A 22,408-nucleotide genomic window follows, 5' to 3' on the forward strand; every position below is an offset into this window, starting at 1 on the left:
GATGCTATCATTTAATTAAAAGTTTGGTAGAATTGAATATTGTTTTTTCTAGGAGGCTACTAATGAATTATAGAAAAAAAGTTAAGCTTGGTAGTTTACTTGTCTCAAAAAATGTTATTACTAGTGAACAACTAGAGCAGGCCTTATCGGAGCAAAAAACTAGAAAGTTAATGCTTGGTGAAACGATTATAGCTCTAGGTTTTGCTAATCAAAAACAAATCAATGAAGCTTTATGCGAAAACTTAGGTATTGATTTTGTTGACATGAGAGCAGTAGATGTTCCTGATGAAGTTTTTAATTTGCTAGATGAGTCTGTAATGCGAAAAGACCTAATTGTTCCATTGAATTTTGAAAATGGGGACGTTAATATGCTAAGACTAGCAATGGCTGACCCAACCAATATTTATGCAATGGATGATGTAAATATAATTACGGGAAAGCAGGTTATACCTTGCCTTGCAGATGCATCTGCAATTAAGGCCTTTCTTGATAGAAAATTAAGCTCTAAAGAGGCTCAAAGCATTGTAGATAAATATAAAAAAGAGCAGGAATTACAACTCAATGAAGAGGAATTAAATAAGGAAAAAAATCGACAGGCAGATATTGAATCTGCTCCTATTGTGTTGCTTATTAATAACTTAATTGAAGCAGCTGTTAGAAACAGAGCTTCAGATATTCATATTGAGCCATGTAAAGATAAAATTAGAGTTAGATATAGAATTGATGGAAGTTTAAAGGAAATACTTAGTTACGATAATAGCTTACTTGGAGCAATTATTACTAGAATTAAGATTATTTCTGGTATGGATATTTCAGAGAAAAGAATTCCTCAGGATGGTAGAATTACTATGCTTGTAGATAATAAAGAATATGATATAAGAGTTTCTTCTCTACCTACTGTTTATGGCGAAAAGGTAGTTATGAGAATTGCGGCAAAGGAAGGCTTTAATAAGGATAAATCAAAGCTAGGTTTAGGACCTAAAGATCTTGAGACTTTTGATGAAATATTAAAAAATTCCCATGGAATAATTCTTGTAACAGGACCAACAGGTTCAGGTAAATCAACTACACTTTATACAGCGCTTAGTGAATTAAACACAAGCGATGTTAATATAATTACAGTTGAGGACCCTGTAGAAGCTAATATTGATGGAATTAATCAGGTTCAAGTTAATACAAAAGCTAATTTAAGTTTTGCAAGTGCACTAAGATCAATCCTTAGACAGGATCCAGATATTATTATGATTGGTGAAATCAGAGATGCAGAGACAGCACAAATTGCTGTAAGAGCTTCAATTACAGGACATTTAGTTGTTTCAACATTGCATACAAATTCTACTGCTTCATCAGTTACTAGATTACAGGATATGGGAATAGAAAATTTCATGATAGCGGATTCACTTGTGGGTATTATTGCCCAAAGACTTGTAAGAAAATTATGCAGTTGTAAGGTGGATAGATTTGCTACACCCCAGGAAAAGAAAATGCTTGGTATTGAGGATGAAACAAGAGAAGTAAAAATTTGCGAAGCTAAGGGATGTAAGCTTTGTAATAATACAGGATATTACGGAAGAACAGGTATTTATGAAATAATGCCTATAACAACTAATATCAAAAGACTTATATCTAATAAGGCAGATGTTGATAAGATTAATGAAGAGGCAAAAAGGGAAGGAATGACAACCCTTAAGGATGCAGCAAGACAGGCGGTTTTATCAAAGGTAACATCAATTGCTGAAATGATTAAGGTAACCTATGAAACTGACGATATGGAGTGATAAGATATGGTAACAGTTGAACAACTATTAATGTTAGCAAAAGAAAAAAAGGCATCAGATGTTCATATTACTGTAGGTTTACCTCCAAAGGTTAGAATTAATGGAGAATTAGTTAATCTTGATTATCCAAGATTATCACCTGATGATTGTGAAAAACTAATAGAAGACATTATGGATGAAAGACTTATGAGCATTTTTAGAGAAGCAGGTGAGGTTGATTTTTCATTTTCTATAGCGAGGGTAGGTCGATTTAGAGTAAATGTATATAAACAAAGAGGATCAATTGCTTGTTCTATGCGTATTGTGGGAACTAATATACCAAAGCCGGAAAGCCTTGGTATTCCCCAGTCTGTTATAGATTTATATGATAAAAAAAGGGGACTAGTATTAGTTACAGGGCCAACAGGTTCAGGTAAATCCACAACACTTGCCTCAATTATTGATAAAATCAATGATGAGAGAAATGCTCATGTTATTACACTAGAAGATCCAATTGAATATTTACATACCCATAGAAAGGCAATGATAAATCAGCGAGAGATAGGAATTGATACAGCTAATTATGCGGGGGCACTAAGAGCTGCCCTAAGAGAAGATCCGGATGTTATTTTAGTTGGTGAAATGAGAGATCTTGAAACTATATCTACAGCCATAACAGCTGCTGAAACAGGACATTTGGTTTTTTCTACCCTTCATACAATAGGGGCGGCATCAACTATAGATAGAATAATAGATGTATTTCCACCATATCAGCAGCAACAAATCCGAATACAGCTAGCAGTGTGTCTTGAGGCGGTTGTATCACAGCAGTTAATACCTACTGAGGATAAAAGGGGAAGAGTTGCAGCTTTTGAGGTTATGCATGCCACAATTCCTATTAAGAATTTAATAAGAGAAGCTAAGTCATATCAAATTCCTGGAATAATGCAAACATCTAAGAAAGATGGAATGATCACTATGGATGATTCTTTAGTTGATTTGTATTTTAAGGGAGAGATAAGTTTAGAAGATGCCCTTAGTTTTTCACAGGATATGTCTTATGTGGATAGAAAAATTAATAATTCATTATAGGGAGGAAAGAAGTTTCCTCTCTTTTTTTTATATGTTAAAAAGATACATAACGTTGAATAAAACAGTTATATTTGCTATAATATACATAGATTATTGAAATTGTTAAGAATGTGCAAGTGAATATGTGAGGTGGATATGGAAAGTTTTATTTATCAAGCCATAACCTCCGATGGACAGTCTAAAAAAGGAACTATTGAAGCTCAAAACGAAAAGGATGCTAGTCAAAGGATTAAAGAACTTGGATTAGTACCTATTTCTGTAAGTAAGCAGACACTTTTAAACAAAGACCTAGATTTTACTTTTTTTAAAAAGAAGGTAAAAACAAGGGATTTAGCAGTTTTTTGTAGACAGTTTTCAAGCATTATAAGGGCTGGTGTCTCTATTATTAGTGCTCTTAATATGTTAGAGGAACAAACTGAAGACAAGGTTTTGAAAGCTGGAATTGAAAGTGCAAGGGCTGGTGTTGAGAAAGGCGAAACCCTTTCAGAATCCATGAGGGGAAACGACGCATTTCCAACGATTTTGGTTGAAATGGTAAAGGCAGGTGAAGCTTCAGGAAGTCTTGAAAAATCCCTTGATAGAATGGCTATCCAATATGAAAAGGAAGCTAAGTTAAAGGGTATTATAAAGAAGGCTATGATGTATCCAATTGTATTACTTTTTGTAATGATTGGTGTGTTAGTTGTTATGCTTACATTTGTAGTTCCAAATTTTATGACCATGTTTGAGGAGCTAGATACGGAGTTACCTTTATCTACTAAGATTGTTATTGGACTAAGTCATAGTGTTATGAATAGTTGGTATATGTATATCTTAGGGGTAATTCTAATTGTGCTTTTGTATAAGCTTTATAAGGGAACGGATAGTGGAAGACATGTAATAGATAGAATAAAGCTTAAATTACCACTTTTTGGTAAGCTTAGTATTAAACAAAACTGTGCTTCAATATCAAGAACCTTAGCAACTCTTATTCAAGCAGGTATGCCAATAATTGATGCAATAGAGATTGTAGAGGCTACAATGAATAATATTCACTATCAGGATGCATTAAAAAAGATGAAGGGTGGAATTGCACTAGGTATTCCTCTTTCAACTCAAATGCAATCCTATGATATATTCCCGGCAATGTTAACTCATATGCTTGGAATAGGTGAAGAAACAGGTAATATGGAAGAAATGTTAAGCAACTGTGCTAATTATTATGAAGAAGAAGTAGAAATTACAACAACTTCTATGACATCTCTTTTAGAGCCTTTAATTATTATAATTATGGCGGTTTTAGTAGTCTTATTAATTATGGCTATTTACCAGCCAATGATACAACTTTATAACAGTATTTAATTAGCTATAAACCTTATTTATGGGTTTATATAAAAAGAAAAAAGGAGATAAACATGATAAGACAACAAAAAAGATTAGGTAACAAAGGTTTCTCATTAGTTGAATTAATAGTTGTTATTGCTATTATGGTAGTTTTAGTTGGTGTTCTTGCTCCTACACTTTTAAGAAGTGTGGAAAGATCAAGAGAATCAACTGATTTACAGACATTAGACTCAATTAGAGAAGCTGTAGTCGTAGCTACTTCAGATGAAAGTGTATATTCAGAAGTAAGTAATGGCGTTATCATTGATTTAGGCAAAGGGGATAGTGCCTCTCTTTCTTCATCTGACTTATCATCTTACACAAAGCTACAGGAAGAATTAAGTGCAACACTAACATCATCTATTACAATGAAGTCAACTAAAGGCAAGTCAGGTAATATCTATATTGTTATTACTAAGAACTCAGCTGTCTGTGTATTAGTATCAGAGACTAAGCCAACAGATGCAACTAAATTACCAGAAGATTCAGATGCAGTTGAATGTGCTAGAGTATCAGATGCACACTTTATTGTAAAATAAATAGGACAAAAATCATGCAACAAGAAATATACGTGTATCTTATAATATTTATTTACGGAATAATAATTGGTAGTTTTTTAAATGTGTTAATTTATAGATTACCAAAAAAAGAAGACATAGTAATAAAGAGTTCAAGTTGTACAAAATGTGGCCATAAATTACAGTGGTACGACTTAGTACCACTGTTTAGCTACATTTGCTTGAGGGGAAGATGCAGATACTGTAATGAAAAAATCAGTGCTCAGTATCCTATAATAGAGGGGTTAAATGGAATTATCTATATTATCATCTTTCTAAAATTTGACTTTAGTGTAACTACTAGTTTAATGTGTTTTTTTTCTTCAATATTAATTGCTATATCAGTTATAGATTATAGAACTTTTGAGATTCCGGATATTCTTAATATAGTGTTAGTAGTCATAGCTATAATAAGTCTATTTTTTACACAGGATATTCTAGAACGTATTTTAGGATTTGTTCTAGTAAGTGGCTTTATGTATCTACTATTAATATTATTTAGGGCATTAAGGAATATTGATTGTTTTGGTGGAGGAGATATAAAACTTATGGCAGCCGCAGGACTTTTCTTAGGAGGAAGAAGGATTGTTCTGGCTTTTTTTATTGGCTGTATACTAGGAAGTGTAATTCATTTAATGAGAATGAGATTTAAACATGTGGGCAATGTATTGGCATTTGGGCCATATCTTTGCGCTGGAATATTTATAAGTATGTTATTTGGATGGGACATGCTTAATTTTTACATGGGATTATTAAATTTTAGCTTATAAATGGAGGAACTATGTCTGGTATTAAATATAAGGGAAAATTAATAAGTGCAGTTCTTAATAATGAGTTTATTAAGATGATGGAAGTTACTAAAACTAGTAAACAAATTATTGTGCACAGGGCAGTAACTATACCAACTCCAAAGGGATGCGTAAACGATGGAGTTTTAAACGACTGCGATGAACTTGCATTAAGGATGAAGGAAGCCTTAAAGGAAAAAGGCTTTACAAGCAATAATATTTGTTTTGCAGTTAGTTCTACAAAGATAGCAACTAAAGAGGTTGTTATACCTAATATTAATCCTAAGAAAATCGCAAAACTTGTGGAAACTAATGCACCAGATTATTTTCCTGTAAATATTAATGACCATATAGTTGAATATTCTGTTATTGATAAAATTAATGAGGATGGCAATGATAAGCTAAAAATCATGGTGGCAGCTCTAAATGATGAGACTGCTAAAAGTTATTATGAATTAGCAAGCAAATTAGGTATGAATCTTTTATACCTTGATTATACAGGCAACAGTGCCTATCAATTAGTAAGACATCAACTAGATAATAATGTTAATTTAGTGGTTGAAATTGAGAATGATGGCTCTGTTGTTAATATTTTTAAAAACAATGTCTTAAAATTACAAAGAATGGTTCCTTATGGAAAGTCTCTTTTAGTAGATGCTGTAATGAGTGAATATAATTTAGATTACAGAGCAGCTCTTACTAAATTACAAAATGAAGAGGTATTACATACTGAATTTGATGGAGACGAGGTTACAGAATCCATTAGATATTTAATTGGCAATATTAATAGAATTATGGATTATTACACTTCAAGAAATAAGGGCGATGAAATTGCTAGGGCTTATGTACTTGGTAATGCAACTACAATTAAGGGATTTAATGAGTTATTATCTAATGAAATAAGAAAAGAAGTAACTAATATAATTGATCTTAATAATGTGGTTTGTGATAAAAAAACAGGCTTTGAAAAAAGAAGACTACATTCTTATTTAAACAATGTGGGCGCTTTAATTGAACCTGTTAACTTTATACCAGAAGAGTTTTCAAGTAAAGAAACTAATAAGGAAAGCTTTAGAGCATATAAGCTCTTACTTACGGGAGCCATTTTTGTATCTTTGGTATTTATTGTATATCCAATTCTTAGAGGATTTTTCCTAGAAAAAACAATAGATGATTTAAATACACAAATAAAGAACAAGAAGGAAATCGTTAATGTTGTAAATGATTATTATGATGCTAAGGATGCTTATTTAGATGCTGTATCATTTAAAAGCCTTACAGTTAATAATAATGATAAGCTAGGAGACTTAATAACAAGTCTTGAGGAAAAAATTCCTGTAGATGTTAATATCGAGAGCATGTCTAATTTAAATGGTAATGTTTCTATTTCAGGAAAGGCAAGTTCTAAGGAATCCGTGGCTAAATTAATAAAGCAACTAAATAGTATTAAGGGCGTTAGTAATGTAGTAGTTCCTAGTATTCAAGAAAGCAAGGACAGTACAGATACAACATATGTGAACTTTAGTTTAACTTTCTCTTTTGCTAATACAGAGGATAAGGAATAGGGAAGGGAGATATTTGCTATGAAATCTATTTTTAAGAAATTAAATATTGAAACTTCAATATCATCAAGGGATAAAAAACTATTATATGTGGCGTGTGCTGTGTTAATGGTATTTTTGTCATATTATTTTGCTTTTAATAAGATGGAAGCAAAAAACATAAAAAGTGAAACTAAGATTTCTACTCTTGAAAGACAGGTAAGAGATTTAGATGAAAAAAACAGACATAAGAAAACATATATTGATGATACCAAGGGTTATAATGAAGAAACAGAAAAAATAATAAGTAATTATGCCAATGGCAGCAGTATAGTAAGTGAATTAAGCTTTTTATCTAATGCAGAGGGAACTAATGGCATATGGATTAGATCAGCAAGCTTTCAAACTCCTGTTGTAAATTATACATTTGGAGGAATAGCGCCTTCTAATCCTTCAGGCTATACAAGTTATACAACAGATATGAGAGGCTTTAAACTTAGTCAAACCATAAGCTATGAAGGAGATTATAATCAGTGGAAGGCATTAATTAATTATATAAATTCATATTTTAGCAAAAATACAATCGAATCTATTTCTGCATCCTTTGATGAATCAAGCAACACAGTAAGCGGAACAATGGTTCTTAATATGTACTATATAACTAGTGAAGATAGAAAGTTTGTGGAACCAGACTTTAATATTGCAACAGGTAAGGCTAATATTTTTTCTAGCAATGAAACTAATAATTCAGTAGTTGAGGTAAGGGTAAGTGAATAGAGTAAAGAAATTAAGGCTAATAAAAAATAAAAAGGGCTTCTCACTTGTGGAAGTCCTTATTGCTATGGCAATTTTAGCTCTTGTTTCTTTGCCAATTCTATCAATTTTTACAGGGGCAGCCAAAGGAAATTCAAAGGCAAAGAGAGTTGAAAATGCTCAGGTTGCAGCAAGTAATATAATTGAAGAAATTAAAAATACTAAATTAGAGGATTTAGAAGGGTCTAATCTTAATTACAATTATGAATTAGAAGAAAGCAATGATAATGGGACTTATAAATATATGATTTCTTCTAAAAATAAGGATTTTTTCCTAGGAAACAATAATGAAAAATTCTATATAGAAGCAACTCTTGATCCTACTTTTTATACAGATGGAGAAGTTAAGGGAGATGTTAATGCTAGTAATAATGTAAATTCTTACAGTCTTACATCTACTTATAGTGTTAGCTCTGATTCTAATATTATTTATAGAGATGACACAATTAATAACGAAGCAAGCACTTATTTTAAGGAAGCTACAGGTGTTTACTTTAATAAGCAGTGTATAACTAAGGAGACCAATTTTGATGTAAAGATAATAAAGGATACATCTAGTTCTGATTTAGCAGATTATATTGAGACTGTAACAGCCTCAATTAAGTATAAATATCATGATAATACAGGAAATGTGGGAAGTGTAGATGACTATGAGAGAAGCTTTATTGTAGGTAACCAAGCAGTTAAGGCAAGTGATGTTAATGGAGAGTTAGTTATTTCTTGCAATCCAAAGTATAGCAGTTTTGCAAAGCCTATATATTTCTTCTACACAATTTATAATGACTTTGATAGTAATGGAATTATTGAAATAGTTGATGGAAAGCCTGTGCAATATGCTAAGGATAAAATAAATATTAGCTATTCCTATGATAAAAACTTTAATCCAAATGTTAAATTTGAAGGACTAAACCTTTATCTTGTGGAGCAAAATAAGGGTGAAACTAATGGACAGATAAGAATAAAAAAAGATAATGTAAATATTAATTTTTATGAGGATAGACTTAAGTCAAAAAACGCTAATAGTGAGATTTTTGGCCTATCAAAAGACTTTGTGGCAAGTGTATATTCTAATATTTATAACTGGGAATTAAACCTAAATGAGGGAATTCAAACAGGACAGACTAATTACATCTATAGATTAATTGTTAAAGTTTATTATAGAGAAAAAAATGAGGATAGTTTAGTAACTACAATGATAACAACTAAGGTTTGGTAGGTGGATATATGAAACTTCTAAGTCTGAATAAAAAACTTAATAAAAAGGGATCCACAATTATTATGGTTCTAATTATGTGTTCTTTTGTTATGATTCTTGCAAGTGCAATTACTTCTACAGTTATGCTTAATTTGCGCATGAAGATGGCAAAGAGCAATTTAAAGTCCACTTTTTACACAGCAGAAGAAGCAGTTGATGAAATCTATGTAAGTCTAGGTAAGGTTTCAATGGATAGCTTTAATGCAGCCTATGTTGATGAGTTAACTCATATATCTGCTAATAGAAGTATTAATTTAGATGGTTCTATTTCCTATATAACTAATAATTATGCCAATGAAAGACTAAGAAAAAACTATATGACAAGACTTCTTAGCAATTTAAGTATTATTAGTGATAGTGATAGAGAGGGCTATTTAAATAATATTTATTCAGAGGATAATAGCTTTAGTGAGTTAGAAAGAGAATTAAATGTAGTAGAAAAGGAAAAGCTTACTAATAGATTAAGAACCTATTTAGAAGAAGATGTGGGAAAATTAGATGTTAAGGAATTAGTTTCTGCAAGTGTTGTAGTTTCTAATGAAGAAATTGAGGATGAATATCTTAATAGTACAAATATAGAAAATTATTATTTGAAAATTACAGACTTAACAGTGTCTTATCTTAATAAACAAGGCTATACTTCAGAAGTAACTATTGATATTAATATAGGCTTTCCACAAGAAACTGTAGCATTAATTGAGAATGAATTAGAGGGAAGAACTAATTTTGCAAATTATGCCTTTATTGCCAATGAAGGAATATTAGTCTCTGGAAGTGATGATAATAAGGTTAATACAGCAAATAAACTAACAAATCCATCTACTCTTAATTTATATGGAAGTGTCTATGGAGGTGGAAGTCTAGGTATTAGAGTTAATAATGGGGCTAATTTTAACATTTATGGAAATGGTTCTACTAATGTAATTAGTGGTAAGGATCTGGTTGTAAATGGTGGGTCAGTAAATGCTAATGGAGGTAGAATTTGGACTAATAATATTTTTACTACCCTTAGTAAGTCAAGCATAAATTTCCAAGCCAATTCCCATATTTATGCAAAGGATGACCTTGAATTAAGAGCTAATGATAGTAATGTAAATATAAATGGGGATTATTATGGATATGGTTACGTGGCTACTAATGGAGGAGGCCATGAAAACAGTAGCTCCTTAATAATTAATAGTAATAATAGCAAAATTAATATAAATTCTAGCGCTAATGTGCTTTTATCAGGTAATGCTTATATTACATATAATGAAGGGGCAATTCCTTATGAAACTGGTTTTTCCTATGCAAGCTATGGAGATCAGGAAAGTTATCTTGTGCCATCAGCTTATATAAGTTCTAGGGTAAACCCTGTGCCTCTTTTAACTGAGGCTATTTATAATACTGCAGGTAATACAGGCAGGGTTTCATATGAGGGAAAAAATGTAGAAATAAGCCTAGATAATTCATTTTTTGCATATCCATTGTTAGATGAGGAGAAGCCTTTTGTATTGAAGGTATTAAAAAGCAGTGACGGATATGGAAGTGCATATTATTATCTTAATTTTAAAAATTCTGCCCTAAAGGCAGTTTATGCCAAATTAATTGAGGATGATGAGGCTTATTTAAATTATAGAGCCAGAAGCACTTATTATAAACAGGCCACAACAATGGAGAGAGAAAACTATGATAATCATAGAAATTCCCTACATGATACCCTAAATATTAATTCAGCAAGTACTAAAAGTGATATATTTTTAAGCCCTTTTGCCAATATGGATTCCATATCTGATAGTACTTATGATCTATATAATAATGGGGTTAATATGAATGGAGACAGTATTAGCCTTGATTACAGTAACTATCAGGAAAAATATACGAATTATGCAATTAGATATAATATTTTAAGAAAAATTTTGTATCCGGTGGAAAATCCAGATACTCTTTATTTAAAAAATGAAGACGTGGGAAATGAAAATGTGCCAGATGTAAGCCTATATTCTGACAATGTTTTCTTAAATTTTGTATCTATGGAGGGCTTTAGACAATACATAGCCAATAGAGGGGTTTCTGCCCATAATTATGGAGTTAATCTATACGGGGATTACATGTTGGCAGCTTTTGATAATGAAGGAATTAATGGGAAAGCCGTTGTAATTGATTCTAGCCTATCAAAAAGCAATTATAAGGGAATGGAGTTAAAGACAAGTAAGGGCGTTATTGTAGCCACAGGAGATGTGGTAGTGCGCTCTAATTTTACAGGAGTGATTTTAAGTAAGGGAAAAATAACTGTAGAGGGTAATGTAAGAGTTACTTCACTTAGTGAATCTGAAATATTAAATATGATTAATTCAGATACGGGAGTTACAACAGAGGTTATAGATTATGCATATCCATTTAAGTCAATTTTCTTATATGGCTTTGAAAAACAAAACACAGAAAACAAAGGTAATCCAGAAATGTCTTATAAGGACATGGTTGAAATTAGTAATTGGAGATATTAATGAGTAGAGTTAATAGTAAGGGTTTTAGCCTTGTGGAATTATTAGTTGCACTTGCAATTATAGTTGTGACAGTATCCATGGCAACTATTGGCATAGGAGTATTATCAAGTGCAGATTCTAAGGCAGCAGTTGAAATAATTAGAAGTGAATTAGAACTTGAAAGAATAAATAGTCAGGCTATTTCTGAGGATTTTTATGTGAAAATATCTAATGAAGATAAGGGAATAGTAGTTTATAGTTACAGAAATGGTAGTCTATTATATACTAAAAAACTTGGAACTAGAATAGGAATAAATTTAAGCTTTACAGATGCAGATAATACAACTACTAAGGAATTAGAAAAGGGTGATAGTCTTTATATTATGTTTTCTAAGGAGTCAGGTAGTGTCAGTGTTTTTAATTTAAATGGTAGTGTAATAAATGAAACACAAAGTTTGGATGGAATAAGCTATATTAGAACCAAAATAGATGGGGGAACAAATTATCAGGATAATAATAATATAACCTTTATTATTAAGGGTAGAAAGACTAATAAATTAACGCTTTATACTAAGACTGGTTTATTTAAGTAAATTTGGAGGATTATTATGAAAGCAGATAATAAAGGCTTTAGTTTAATAGAATTAGTGATAGCCCTGGCTGTTTCTGGAATTGTCCTTGTGGGTCTTAGTGTGCTTGTTACTCAAAGTGCAAGAAATTACAAAAACGAAAGCATAGATGCAAGGATTCAAACAAGTCTAGATAATTCATTTAGCATAATTGAGAAAGAAATTCTAAATGCCACAGGAATGCAAATTTATATAGAAAATGGGGAATACAATTTAAGAGTTAATACAACTAGTGAATTGCTGGGCATTAGATATGATAAAGACAACAAAAGTTTAATATATATTGACGGAAGTGATGAAAGTTTTATAGCAGATAATGTTTATCTTTGTGAATTTAAACTAAATAAGGATTGTATAAAACAGACATTAGATGATGATGGCAGAGTTACAATTAACGATTTATCTGAAAAAATCATGGTGGATGTAAAAATTGGGATTGAAATAAATGGACAAAAAAGAGAATTAACTAAAAGCTTTACAACTAGAAATAAATCTAGGGATTCCTTATATCTTGGAATGGAAAATAATGATGGTGTTTTAAGCTTTGTAAAAATAAATAAGAGTGATACAGAAGTTACTAGAATATCTAAGGACATGAGAGATGCATTTATAAAATGGTAGGTGTAAGATATGAATCTTTTTAAATTAAAAGGGAAAATAAAATGGATAGTATTAGTAGCGTTACTTGCATTAATTGTTTGTCTTTTTAGCTTGCTTGTTATTAAAAAAAGCGACATAAAAGCAACTACAACTGTTAGATATCCAATTAAGGTCTTAGAAATTGAGCCAAGTGGTGCTGTTAAATACAATAACTATAATGGAGCAAAAAAGATTTTAAAATGGCTTGGAATAACTAATAGCAAAATGACCTCTAGTAATTATAAGAATTATGTGGAGATAACCACACTTCCATCTAATGGTTTTATTGGAGTTAATGGAGATGTAAAAAACATATATGATCTTATAATTATAAGCGATTATAATCCAAGTGGTTATATGCCAGGGGATGCTATTCAAGGAAATGGTATCTATGGGCCTAGTGGTAAATATTTAATGCTTAACCTAGCAAAAAGCGGGACTACTAATAATTTTTATGCAGCTATGAGTGGCAATGATTTAACCATTAAATCCTTACTAAAGTTAGAAGAATATATTGATGCAGGAAAGCCACTTATTCTAGCAGATAGTATTATAAATTCCATAACAAAGGACACTAGTACTTCAAATACAAATTATGATGTAAATATGTATAAGCTATCAAAATACATCCTTGAAAAAAACGGACATAATACAAGCAATATAGCAAATGAAAATAATGAAAGTGCCAAACTAAATTATATACTTTGCCCAAATGTTGTACTAGATTCTAAATTTAAGGCTTCATATAGAAATAAAATAATAAGTCAGACTAAGATAGATGCTTCTACTTTAGGGTATTTCCTAGTTAGTGGATATGTTGGTACTGTTTCAGATACTTATGATTTTGAAGTATTAATTGATAAGAATGGTGATGGAATTTTATCAAAAATGCCAGGAGAAGAATATGAGGTTTATTACTCATCAATTAAATCCTATGATAATAAAATAACCACTGATAAAAATGGACATTTTGAATTTAGTATAGCCCTTCCACAAGAATTAAGAGGCTATGTTGGTATAAAAGTTATTGCCACAAATTCAGATGGAATATCAGGAGAGGCAACTGGTTCATTTATTGTAGGTGAAGAGAAAAAAGAAGAGGTTAAGGTATTACAAATTGTACCCCTTGATAATGTAAGCAATGGCAATTTTTTATTAGCAGGAACAGAGTTTCAAAATAAATTTAGCCAAGTTGAAGATGTGGTTGGAATAAGTTTAGATGTGGATACAGTAAGTACAAAAACCTTTAATAGCTGGTATAAGAATATTAATTATAGAATAAATTCATCAGATTACTATGACAGTAAGAAAAATAAGCTTATGGATTATGACATGGTAGTAATTGGTTTTTATGATAACTTTAATAGACAGGATATTAGCGATGAAGATGCACTAAATAATTTAGAAGACTATATAAATATGGGAAATTCAGTCCTTTTTACGCATGATAATTTTATTTATTCTGCATATTCAGATGATACTTATGAAAATATTAAGGTAGATGAGGTAAGTTCAGGAAAAAGTACAGACCAAAATCTATCAACAGCCTTTAAGCTTACATCTAGATTTAGAAATCTTGCTGGAATGGATAGATATGGAGTATCTAATAAGGATAAGATAAGTGTAGCAGGGAATAATAAAAGCTATGCATTTAATGACAATTTCCAAGGATATACCAATCTTTTTATGATGAGAAGAGGAAGTGATAATGGAAATGCTTATAAACTATATACTAATATAGCAGATAAGGTTAATAGCTCCGTTCTTACAACTACAACAGTAACATGTATTAATAAGGGACAGATTACAGAATATCCATATAATATTGGCGATAAAATTAATGTTTCAAAGACACATTCACAGTGGTTTACCCTTGATTTAGAGTCAAGTAACTCTAAGTTTTTGGATTCAAGTGATGATGTGGTTGTATGGTATTCTCTTTATTCAGATAGTAATAGTTCATACTACAATTTATCAGGTGCAGATGCTCTAAATAATTATTATATTTATTCTAAAAATAATATAACTTATTCAGGATGCGGACATTCTGGAGTTACAGGAGATGCAGAAATTGAACTTTTTGTAAATACAGTTGTTAAGGCTATTAAATCTGGTAATTCAGCTCCAGTTTCTGTGGTTGCTTCAGGTGTAAAGATAAATAAGACAACTTATGAGCAGGCAATAAGAATAACTGATATTTATTCTGAGAATCCATTAGATACAGCATCTAATTATGTTAGATTTACTCCTTCAGATATTGATATGGGTATATCTAATGGTGCCTTTCCATATGGTCTTGCATTTTGGGATGTGGATAATGATGGAAGTTATGATGCTAATATAGATGTAATTATAAAGGAATATAAAGATGGGGACTATTTAAGAAATAATATAGAAACTGCCATTGATTTAAGAGATTATCTAGATTTAAAAAATGGACAAAATGAGACTTTAAGGGATGCCATAAATAAGGGAACACTTAATATTGGAGTTATAACAGAGGATGCCTATAAATCTAGGGGAACAGCTATAATAAAGTTATCAAGAAGAGATCTTTTTAATCTTGATTAGATTTTAATAAAGCAAATTCGACTTAGAATTTGCTTTATTTTTATTTATATGATATTATCGAAAAAGCTTGTATTCATAAGCAATTCTTTTTATTCAATTCGAATTTATATCCCAAAGAAATTAAAAGGAAAGAAGGAAAAAATGTATAGTTGTATTAATTGCGCTTCTGTTTATGGACTAGATGCTTTTCTTGTTCATGTTGAAACAGATGTATCACTTGGATTGCCAGACTTTAATATGAGTGGCCTTTTAAGTAGCGAAGTTAAGGAGGCTAAGGAAAGGATAAAGGTAGCTATAAAAAATTCTGGTTTTAAATTAGAACCGCAAAAAATTGTGGTTAATATTTCTCCTGCAGATATAAGAAAGGATGGTACAGGCTTTGATTTACCCATAGCACTGGGAATACTTGCGGCAGTAAAAATCTTAAATTTAGATGCCATAAAGGATACACTTTGCATTGGTGAGTTAAGTCTAGATGGCAGTATTAAAGGGGTTAAAGGTATTTTACCCTGCGTCCTTATGGCAAAGGATAAGAAAATTAAAAACGTAATTATTCCAAAAGAAAATGAAGCTGAAGGATTAATTGTTGAAGGAATAAATATTATTACTGCCAATAATCTAAGGGAATGTGTAAAGTTAATAAATGAGGGCTTACCATCTAATCCCATAAATAGGACTTACTCTTTAGATGAAGAAGAGGAAGATGATAATACTAGGCTTTATAACTGCTTTAGTGAGGTTAAGGGCCAAATTAGTGCTAAAAGGGCCACAATGATAGCAGTAGCAGGAATGCATAATATTATGTATATTGGACCACCAGGAAGTGGCAAGACTATGTTAGCTAGTAGAATACCTGGAATAATGCCAGATATGACAAGAGATGAAATGCTACAGGTAACAAAAATTGCAAGTATATCAGGAAATCTTATAAAATGTAAGGGTTTAGTAAAAAAACGCCCCTTTAGAAATCCATATCACAATATAACCACAAGCGCTTTAATGGGCGGTGGAGTTTATGCCAAACCAGGAGAAATTACCCTTGCAAGTAAGGGAGTATTATTTTTAGATGAAATTACAGAATTTGATTCTAAGGTAATAGAAGGTCTTAGAGGTCCTCTTGAAGATAGAAGAGTAAGGGTTTCAAGACTAAATTATTCCTATGATTATCCGGCAGATTTTATGCTTGTAGCTGCAATGAATCCCTGTAAATGCGGATATTATCCTGATAAGAACAGGTGTCATTGCAAGGAGAATGAAATAAAAAGATATATTGGAAAAATAAGTAATCCCATATGGGATAGATTTGACATTTGTATTAAGACAAATGAAATTAAATTTAGGGATATATACGAAGATAATAATAACGAAGAGAATAATAAAGGAGAATTAAGTACTAAAGAAATGAAGGAAAAAATCCTTGCTGCTAGAAAGATTCAGCTTGAACGCTTTAAAGGTACAAGCATTAATTTTAATTCTCAGATGGATTCCAAAATGGTTAATAAATACTGTGAATTGAAAGAAAAGGAACAAAAACTAATGGAAAAGTTCTATGAAAAAAAGAGACTTACAGCAAGGGGTTATACAAGGATATTAAAAACGGCAAGAACCATAGCAGATCTAGAAGGATGCAAAGATATACAATGGAGCCACATTTCAGAGAGCTTTTCTTATAGAAGTGTTAATGAATAGGAGGCTTATGACAAAAGATGTAGAAGAAGGCTTTTATTGGTATTGGCTAAATAATATACCAAGAGTTGGTAATATAAAGATACACAATCTTCTTGATAGATTTAAAAGCCCTAAAAATATATATAGTGCAAGCTTTAAAGACTATACGCAAGTAGCTAAAATATCTATTAATGATGCCAAACAAATTGATTTAGCCAAAAAAAGCGAATACATATATAATGACTATAAAAAATTGATAAAATCAGACATGAATTTTACATATCCAGTAAGTAATGATTATCCAAAAGCATTACTTAATCTAAATGATTATCCAGTTAATTTATTTTATTATGGCAAACTAGCAGATGAGAATAAACCAATAGTATCAATAATAGGTACAAGGGAGTGCACAAATTACGGAAGAAAGATAGCCTATGAATTTGGCAAGGCTTTTGCTAAGATGGGAATTCAAGTAATAAGTGGAATGGCACTTGGAGTAGACTATTATGGACAAAAGGGAGCTATTGATAATGGTGGCTATTCCCTTGGAGTGCTTGGATGTGGCGTGGACTTATGTTATCCAAGATATAATTATGATTTATATGAAAAATTGAAAATAAAGGGTGGAGTTTTATCAGAATATAAGCCGCACACTCCTGCAATTCCAGCAAGTTTTCCTATGCGTAATAGAATAATTAGTGGACTTTCCGATGCCATAGTGGTGGTTGAAGCAAGAAGAAAAAGTGGAACTAAAATAACAGTTGAGCATGCCCTTGAAAATGGAAAGGATATTTTTGTGGTTCCAGGAAGAATTGGAGACGAGTTGTCATATGGCTGTCTTGAAATGCTTTCAGATGGGGCAAATCTTATACTTGAGCCAGCTGATATTTGTAAATGTGAAAGAGTAAAAGAGAAATTATTTAATAGTAGCCAAAGCAAGACAATTTCAAGTCAAAATACACAATTTAGACACAATTCTTTAAATTCCCCTATTGCAAGCCCTAGAAATATGGTGTATAGTGAACTCGATTTGTATCCTTGTTCCTTAGATGATTTAGTGAAGAAGACAGGGTTACCTTTAAGTAACGTGGTAGAAAATTTATTAGAACTTGAGTTAGAGGGCTTAGTAGAGGAAACAGCTAAGAATTACTATGCAAAGATACAGATAAGTTAGAAATAGCATTATTGCTAATAAGTCCAGATTTTGGGCTTAAAGAAACGGAGGAAAGTTTTAAGTGGCTAAGTATTTAGTTATAGTGGAATCGCCAGCAAAGGTTAAAACAATAGGCAAATTTTTAGGATCTAATTATAAAGTAATGGCATCGCAAGGTCATGTAAGAGACCTTCCAAAGTCACAACTTGGTATTGATGTAGAGAATGATTATGAACCTAAATATATAACAATTAGAGGTAAGGGTGAATTACTTGCAGCCTTAAGAAAGGAAGCTAAAAAGGCTGATAAGATATATCTTGCAACCGATCCCGATCGTGAAGGAGAGGCTATTTCTTGGCATTTAGCAGCTGCACTTAAATTGGAAGAAAAAGACATTTATAGAATTACATTCAATGAAATCACTAAGAGTGCAGTTAAAGAATCATTAAAGAATGCTAGAAAAATCGACATGAACTTAGTTGATGCACAGCAGGCAAGACGAGCTTTAGATAGAATTGTGGGATATGGTATTAGTCCACTTTTATGGGCTAAGATAAAAAGAGGTTTATCAGCAGGTAGAGTACAGTCAGTTGCGCTTAGAATAATTTGCGACAGAGAGAATTTAATAGATGAATTTATTCCTGAAGAGTATTGGACAATGGAGGCAACTCTTAATATTAAGAATGAAAAAAAGCCAATAGTTGCTCAATTTGTTGGAGATGAGAATGGCAAGATTGAAATTAAGACTAAAGCTCAAATGGAAGAAATACTAGAAGAAGTAAAGAAAAATACATTTAGCGTTGATTCAATTAAGAAGGGTGAAAGAAACAAAAAAGCCCCACTTCCATTTACAACAAGTACAATGCAACAGGAAGCTGCTAAGGCTCTTAATTTTGCAACACAAAAAACTATGAGAATTGCTCAGCAGTTATATGAAGGCGTGGAAATTGAAGGAAGAGGAAGTATTGGTTTAATTACATACCTACGTACTGATTCTACAAGAGTTGCTAATGAGGCTGTAGAAACAACTGCTAAATTTATTGAGGAAAATTATGGACTAGAATATGCAGCTGGTAAAAGAACTGATAAAAAGGGTGATGAAAAGCGTATTCAGGATGCTCACGAAGCAATTCGTCCAACAGACCTTAGTTTATCTCCAGTAGTTGTTAAGGATTCTCTTTCAAGAGACCAGTTTAGACTATATCAGCTTATCTGGAAGAGATTTATTGCAAGCCAGATGGCAGGCGCAGTTTATGAAACAACATCAGTTAAGATTAAGGCTGGTAAATATAGATTCTCAGTTGCTGCAACAAAGGTTAAATTTGAAGGTTTCATGGCAATTTATAAGGAAGCTGATGATAATGAGAAGAGTAATACCCTAGCTAAGGGCCTTGACCTTGATACTAAGCTTAGCCTTGAGAATATTGAAGGCATACAGCATTTTACACAGCCACCAGCTCATTTTACAGAAGCAAGTTTAGTAAAGACTCTAGAAGAGCTTGGAATTGGTAGACCATCTACTTATGCACCTACAATTTCAACAATTATTGCTAGACACTATGTTGCTAAGGAACAAAAAAACCTATATGTAACAGAACTTGGTAGCGCAGTAAATAATGCAATGATGACGGCTTTTCCAGTTATTGTAAATACACAGTTTACAGCTAATATGGAGAGCTTACTTGATGGTGTAGAAGAGGGTAATGTGGAATGGAAAGACATTATTAGAAACTTCTACCCAGACCTAAAAGAAGCTATTGATTTAGCTGAAAAAGAATTGGAAAATGTCACAATTGAAGATGAGGTTACAGATGTAATTTGCGAAAATTGTGGTAGAAATATGGTTGTAAAATATGGACCTCATGGTAAATTCCTTGCATGTCCAGGATTCCCAGATTGTAGAAATACTAAGCCATATCTAGAAAAGATAGGTGTTGCCTGCCCTAAGTGTGGTAAGGATGTTATTCTTAAAAAGACTAAGAAGGGCAGAATTTTCTATGGTTGTGAAGGTTATCCAGAATGTGATTTTGTTTCATGGCAGAAACCTTCAACAAAAAAATGTCCAGATTGCGGCGGCTATATGGTTATAAAGGGTCAGAAGCTAGCTTGTGCAAATCCTGAGTGCGGTCATGTTGAAGTAATAAGTAAAGAATAAATAATAGGTGGTTTTTATGAGTATAGAATTATTAGACAAAACTCGTAAAATAAATAAAATATTACATAATAACCATATGCTAAGGATAAATTTTACAGATATCTGTCTTTGCTTATCAGATATTCTAAAATCAGATATTTTGGTGATTTCTAAGAAGGGAAAAGTTTTAGGAAGAGCAAGACATAATGATTTTCAGATTTTAGATATAGCTATTACTAAGGGCGGATTTATTGATAAAGCATTAAATGAACGACTCTTAAGTATTCTTAGTACAAATGAAAATGTAAATCTAGCTACCTTAGGATTTAAGGAAGATAGAATAGCTAATATAAGTGCTTTAATTACACCAATTTACATTGCCGGAAAAAGACTAGGCACACTTTTTATTTGTAGAGATGAAAATGATTATGATATAGACGATATTATACTTAGTGAATATGGTACAACAGTTATAGGTTTAAGTCTTATGCAGTCAGTTAATGAGGAGTCAGCAACAGATGCAAGAAAAAGACAGGTAGTTAAGCTTGCAATTTCAACCCTCTCCTCTTCAGAATTGATTGCTATGAAGGCAGTATTAAACGAATTAGATGGTTTTGAAGGAATATTAGTCGCTTCTCGTATTGCTGATAAGGTTGGTATTACAAGATCAGTTATTGTAAATGCTCTAAGAAAATTTGAAAGCGCTAACATAATTGAAACAAGATCTTCTGGTATGAAGGGAACATATATCAAAGTAGTTAATGATTTGGTCTTTGATGAGATAAAAACCTTCTAAAAGAATAAAATAAACAAATACTCTTGCTTTTTCACTATTGGAATAGTAAAATAGTACTATCCAAGGAGGATGAAGCGACGAATGGATGGATCCACGAAAGTGGGTCCATTTTTGTTTTTATCCCAAAATCTTAGTTTCGTCTTATTTTTAGAAGGGCTGTAAGGGAAAAACAACTTGTGTTTTTCTAAAAATATTTTATAATTAAGATAGTATTTACGTGAATTAAATTTAATACAAGGCTTTTTCTTATGAAAGGAGAAATTTATGTCAACGGGAGCATTTGGTTATGTGAATTTGCTTACCACAGCAGCAAATGCCAGTTGGGCTAGAGAAGAAGTACTTAGTAACAATATCGCAAATGTTGATACTCCAAACTATAAAAGGCAAGACATTGAATTTACAACATTTTTAGAAAACGCATTACAACGAGCTGGAAGCGATGCTACTTCTTTAACTCAAAGGGTGAGTAAACTAAATTATAACGATATTGCTATTAGAACTTATACAGATAATAGTACATTGTCTTATAGACTTGATGGTAATAACGTGGATTTATCAACTGAAAATGTAGAACTTGCTTCAGAACAACTAAATTACACAGGCTTAGTTGATAGTATTAATAACGAATTTAAAAGATTTGGCTATGTAATTAAGTAAGTTTTAAGGATGGAGCGTGATTTATGGCTATTTTTACAAGCTTTAATATAAGTGCGTCGGGTATGACAGCACAACAATTAAGAACAGATGTTATTGCTGAAAATATTGCCAATGCTGATACAACAAGAACTTCAACTGGTAAACCTTATGTTAAGAAAAACGTTGTATTTACAGAAAAAACCCTAACAGGAACATATCTTGGTAAAAAGGGGAGTGTATATAGTGGCTATTCCTCTTTTGCAGATGCACTAAGAATGGCAAATGGTGGAGTCGTAGGCAATGGCGTTAAGGTTACAAGAATTTATGAGGATACTAATCAGGATATGAATATTGTATATGATCCAAATCATCCTGATGCTGATGAGAATGGATATGTAACCTATCCAAATGTAAATGTAGTTCAGGAAATGACGGATTTAATTGATGCATCAAGAACCTACGAAGCTAATATTTCAGCTTTTAATGCAGCTAAAGCAATGGCTCAAAAGGGCCTAACAATAGGGGAACAATAATTATTTTTAAAGATAAAGA

General features: G+C 31.8%; 18 protein-coding genes. All 18 read left to right on the forward strand.

Annotated elements, in window-relative coordinates; genetic code table 11:
• Positions 1-62 precede the first annotated feature (62 nt).
• The 18 genes from T537_RS0105820 to flgC all read left to right on the forward strand — a co-directional run bounded on the left by T537_RS0105820 (position 63) and on the right by flgC (position 22,389).
• The gene (locus T537_RS0105820; RefSeq protein ID WP_027437831.1) at positions 63-1,778 is read left to right on the forward strand and encodes a GspE/PulE family protein; all 1,716 of its coding nucleotides are present in this window, start codon (positions 63-65) and stop codon (positions 1,776-1,778) included.
• Positions 1,779-1,784: 6 nt separating this feature from the next.
• Positions 1,785-2,849, forward strand: coding sequence for a type IV pilus twitching motility protein PilT (locus T537_RS0105825; protein WP_027437832.1), 1,065 nt, complete (start codon positions 1,785-1,787; stop codon positions 2,847-2,849).
• A gap of 135 nt (positions 2,850-2,984) precedes the next feature.
• Positions 2,985-4,190, forward strand: a complete 1,206-nt coding sequence (locus tag T537_RS0105830) for a type II secretion system F family protein (protein WP_027437833.1) — start codon at positions 2,985-2,987, stop codon at positions 4,188-4,190.
• A 53-nt stretch (positions 4,191-4,243) separates the two neighbouring features.
• The gene (locus T537_RS12385; RefSeq protein ID WP_051554950.1) at positions 4,244-4,750 is read left to right on the forward strand and encodes a type II secretion system protein; all 507 of its coding nucleotides are present in this window, start codon (positions 4,244-4,246) and stop codon (positions 4,748-4,750) included.
• A gap of 14 nt (positions 4,751-4,764) precedes the next feature.
• On the forward strand, positions 4,765-5,538 hold the full coding sequence (locus T537_RS0105840; protein ID WP_027437834.1) for a prepilin peptidase: 774 nt from the start codon (positions 4,765-4,767) through the stop codon (positions 5,536-5,538).
• Positions 5,539-5,549: 11 nt separating this feature from the next.
• A complete protein-coding gene (gene pilM / locus T537_RS0105845; protein WP_031556687.1) occupies positions 5,550-7,121 on the forward strand; it encodes a pilus assembly protein PilM in 1,572 nt (523 codons plus the stop codon).
• A gap of 18 nt (positions 7,122-7,139) precedes the next feature.
• On the forward strand, positions 7,140-7,874 hold the full coding sequence (locus T537_RS0105850; RefSeq protein ID WP_031556688.1) for a hypothetical protein: 735 nt from the start codon (positions 7,140-7,142) through the stop codon (positions 7,872-7,874).
• A complete protein-coding gene (locus tag T537_RS0105855; protein ID WP_031556689.1) occupies positions 7,867-9,126 on the forward strand; it encodes a prepilin-type N-terminal cleavage/methylation domain-containing protein in 1,260 nt (419 codons plus the stop codon). The genes T537_RS0105850 and T537_RS0105855 overlap by 8 nt, the downstream gene beginning before the upstream one ends.
• Positions 9,127-9,134: 8 nt before the next feature.
• On the forward strand, positions 9,135-11,651 hold the full coding sequence (locus T537_RS0105860) for a hypothetical protein (protein WP_031556690.1): 2,517 nt from the start codon (positions 9,135-9,137) through the stop codon (positions 11,649-11,651).
• Positions 11,651-12,223: a pilus assembly FimT family protein gene (locus tag T537_RS0105865; protein WP_031556691.1), complete on the forward strand. Its 573-nt coding sequence runs from the start codon at positions 11,651-11,653 to the stop codon at positions 12,221-12,223. Before T537_RS0105860 ends, T537_RS0105865 begins: the two co-directional genes overlap by 1 nt.
• 15 nt (positions 12,224-12,238) lie before the next feature.
• On the forward strand, positions 12,239-12,880 hold the full coding sequence (locus T537_RS0105870; RefSeq protein ID WP_027437840.1) for a PilW family protein: 642 nt from the start codon (positions 12,239-12,241) through the stop codon (positions 12,878-12,880).
• A gap of 9 nt (positions 12,881-12,889) precedes the next feature.
• The gene (locus T537_RS0105875) at positions 12,890-15,469 is read left to right on the forward strand and encodes a DUF5057 domain-containing protein (protein WP_031556692.1); all 2,580 of its coding nucleotides are present in this window, start codon (positions 12,890-12,892) and stop codon (positions 15,467-15,469) included.
• Between the two features lie 141 nt (positions 15,470-15,610).
• Positions 15,611-17,158, forward strand: coding sequence for a YifB family Mg chelatase-like AAA ATPase (locus T537_RS0105880; protein WP_031556693.1), 1,548 nt, complete (start codon positions 15,611-15,613; stop codon positions 17,156-17,158).
• Positions 17,159-17,165: 7 nt separating this feature from the next.
• Positions 17,166-18,311, forward strand: a complete 1,146-nt coding sequence (dprA, locus tag T537_RS0105885) for a DNA-processing protein DprA (RefSeq protein WP_051637175.1) — start codon at positions 17,166-17,168, stop codon at positions 18,309-18,311.
• 61 nt (positions 18,312-18,372) lie between these two features.
• Positions 18,373-20,445 carry a type I DNA topoisomerase gene (gene topA, locus T537_RS0105890; RefSeq protein WP_031556695.1) on the forward strand — a complete coding sequence of 691 codons (2,073 nt, stop codon included), beginning with the start codon at positions 18,373-18,375 and terminating at the stop codon, positions 20,443-20,445.
• Between the two features lie 16 nt (positions 20,446-20,461).
• Positions 20,462-21,220, forward strand: coding sequence for a GTP-sensing pleiotropic transcriptional regulator CodY (codY, locus tag T537_RS0105895; RefSeq protein WP_031556696.1), 759 nt, complete (start codon positions 20,462-20,464; stop codon positions 21,218-21,220).
• Between the two features lie 264 nt (positions 21,221-21,484).
• On the forward strand, positions 21,485-21,877 hold the full coding sequence (flgB, locus tag T537_RS0105900; protein ID WP_027437846.1) for a flagellar basal body rod protein FlgB: 393 nt from the start codon (positions 21,485-21,487) through the stop codon (positions 21,875-21,877).
• 23 nt (positions 21,878-21,900) lie between these two features.
• Entirely contained in the window at positions 21,901-22,389 is a 489-nt protein-coding gene (gene flgC / locus T537_RS0105905) for a flagellar basal body rod protein FlgC (RefSeq protein ID WP_031556697.1), read from the forward strand.
• Positions 22,390-22,408 lie beyond the last annotated feature (19 nt).

The sequence above is a fragment of the Lachnospira multipara LB2003 genome (genome assembly GCF_000702205.1).
Taxonomy (GTDB): Bacteria; Bacillota; Clostridia; order Lachnospirales; family Lachnospiraceae; genus Lachnospira; species Lachnospira multipara_A.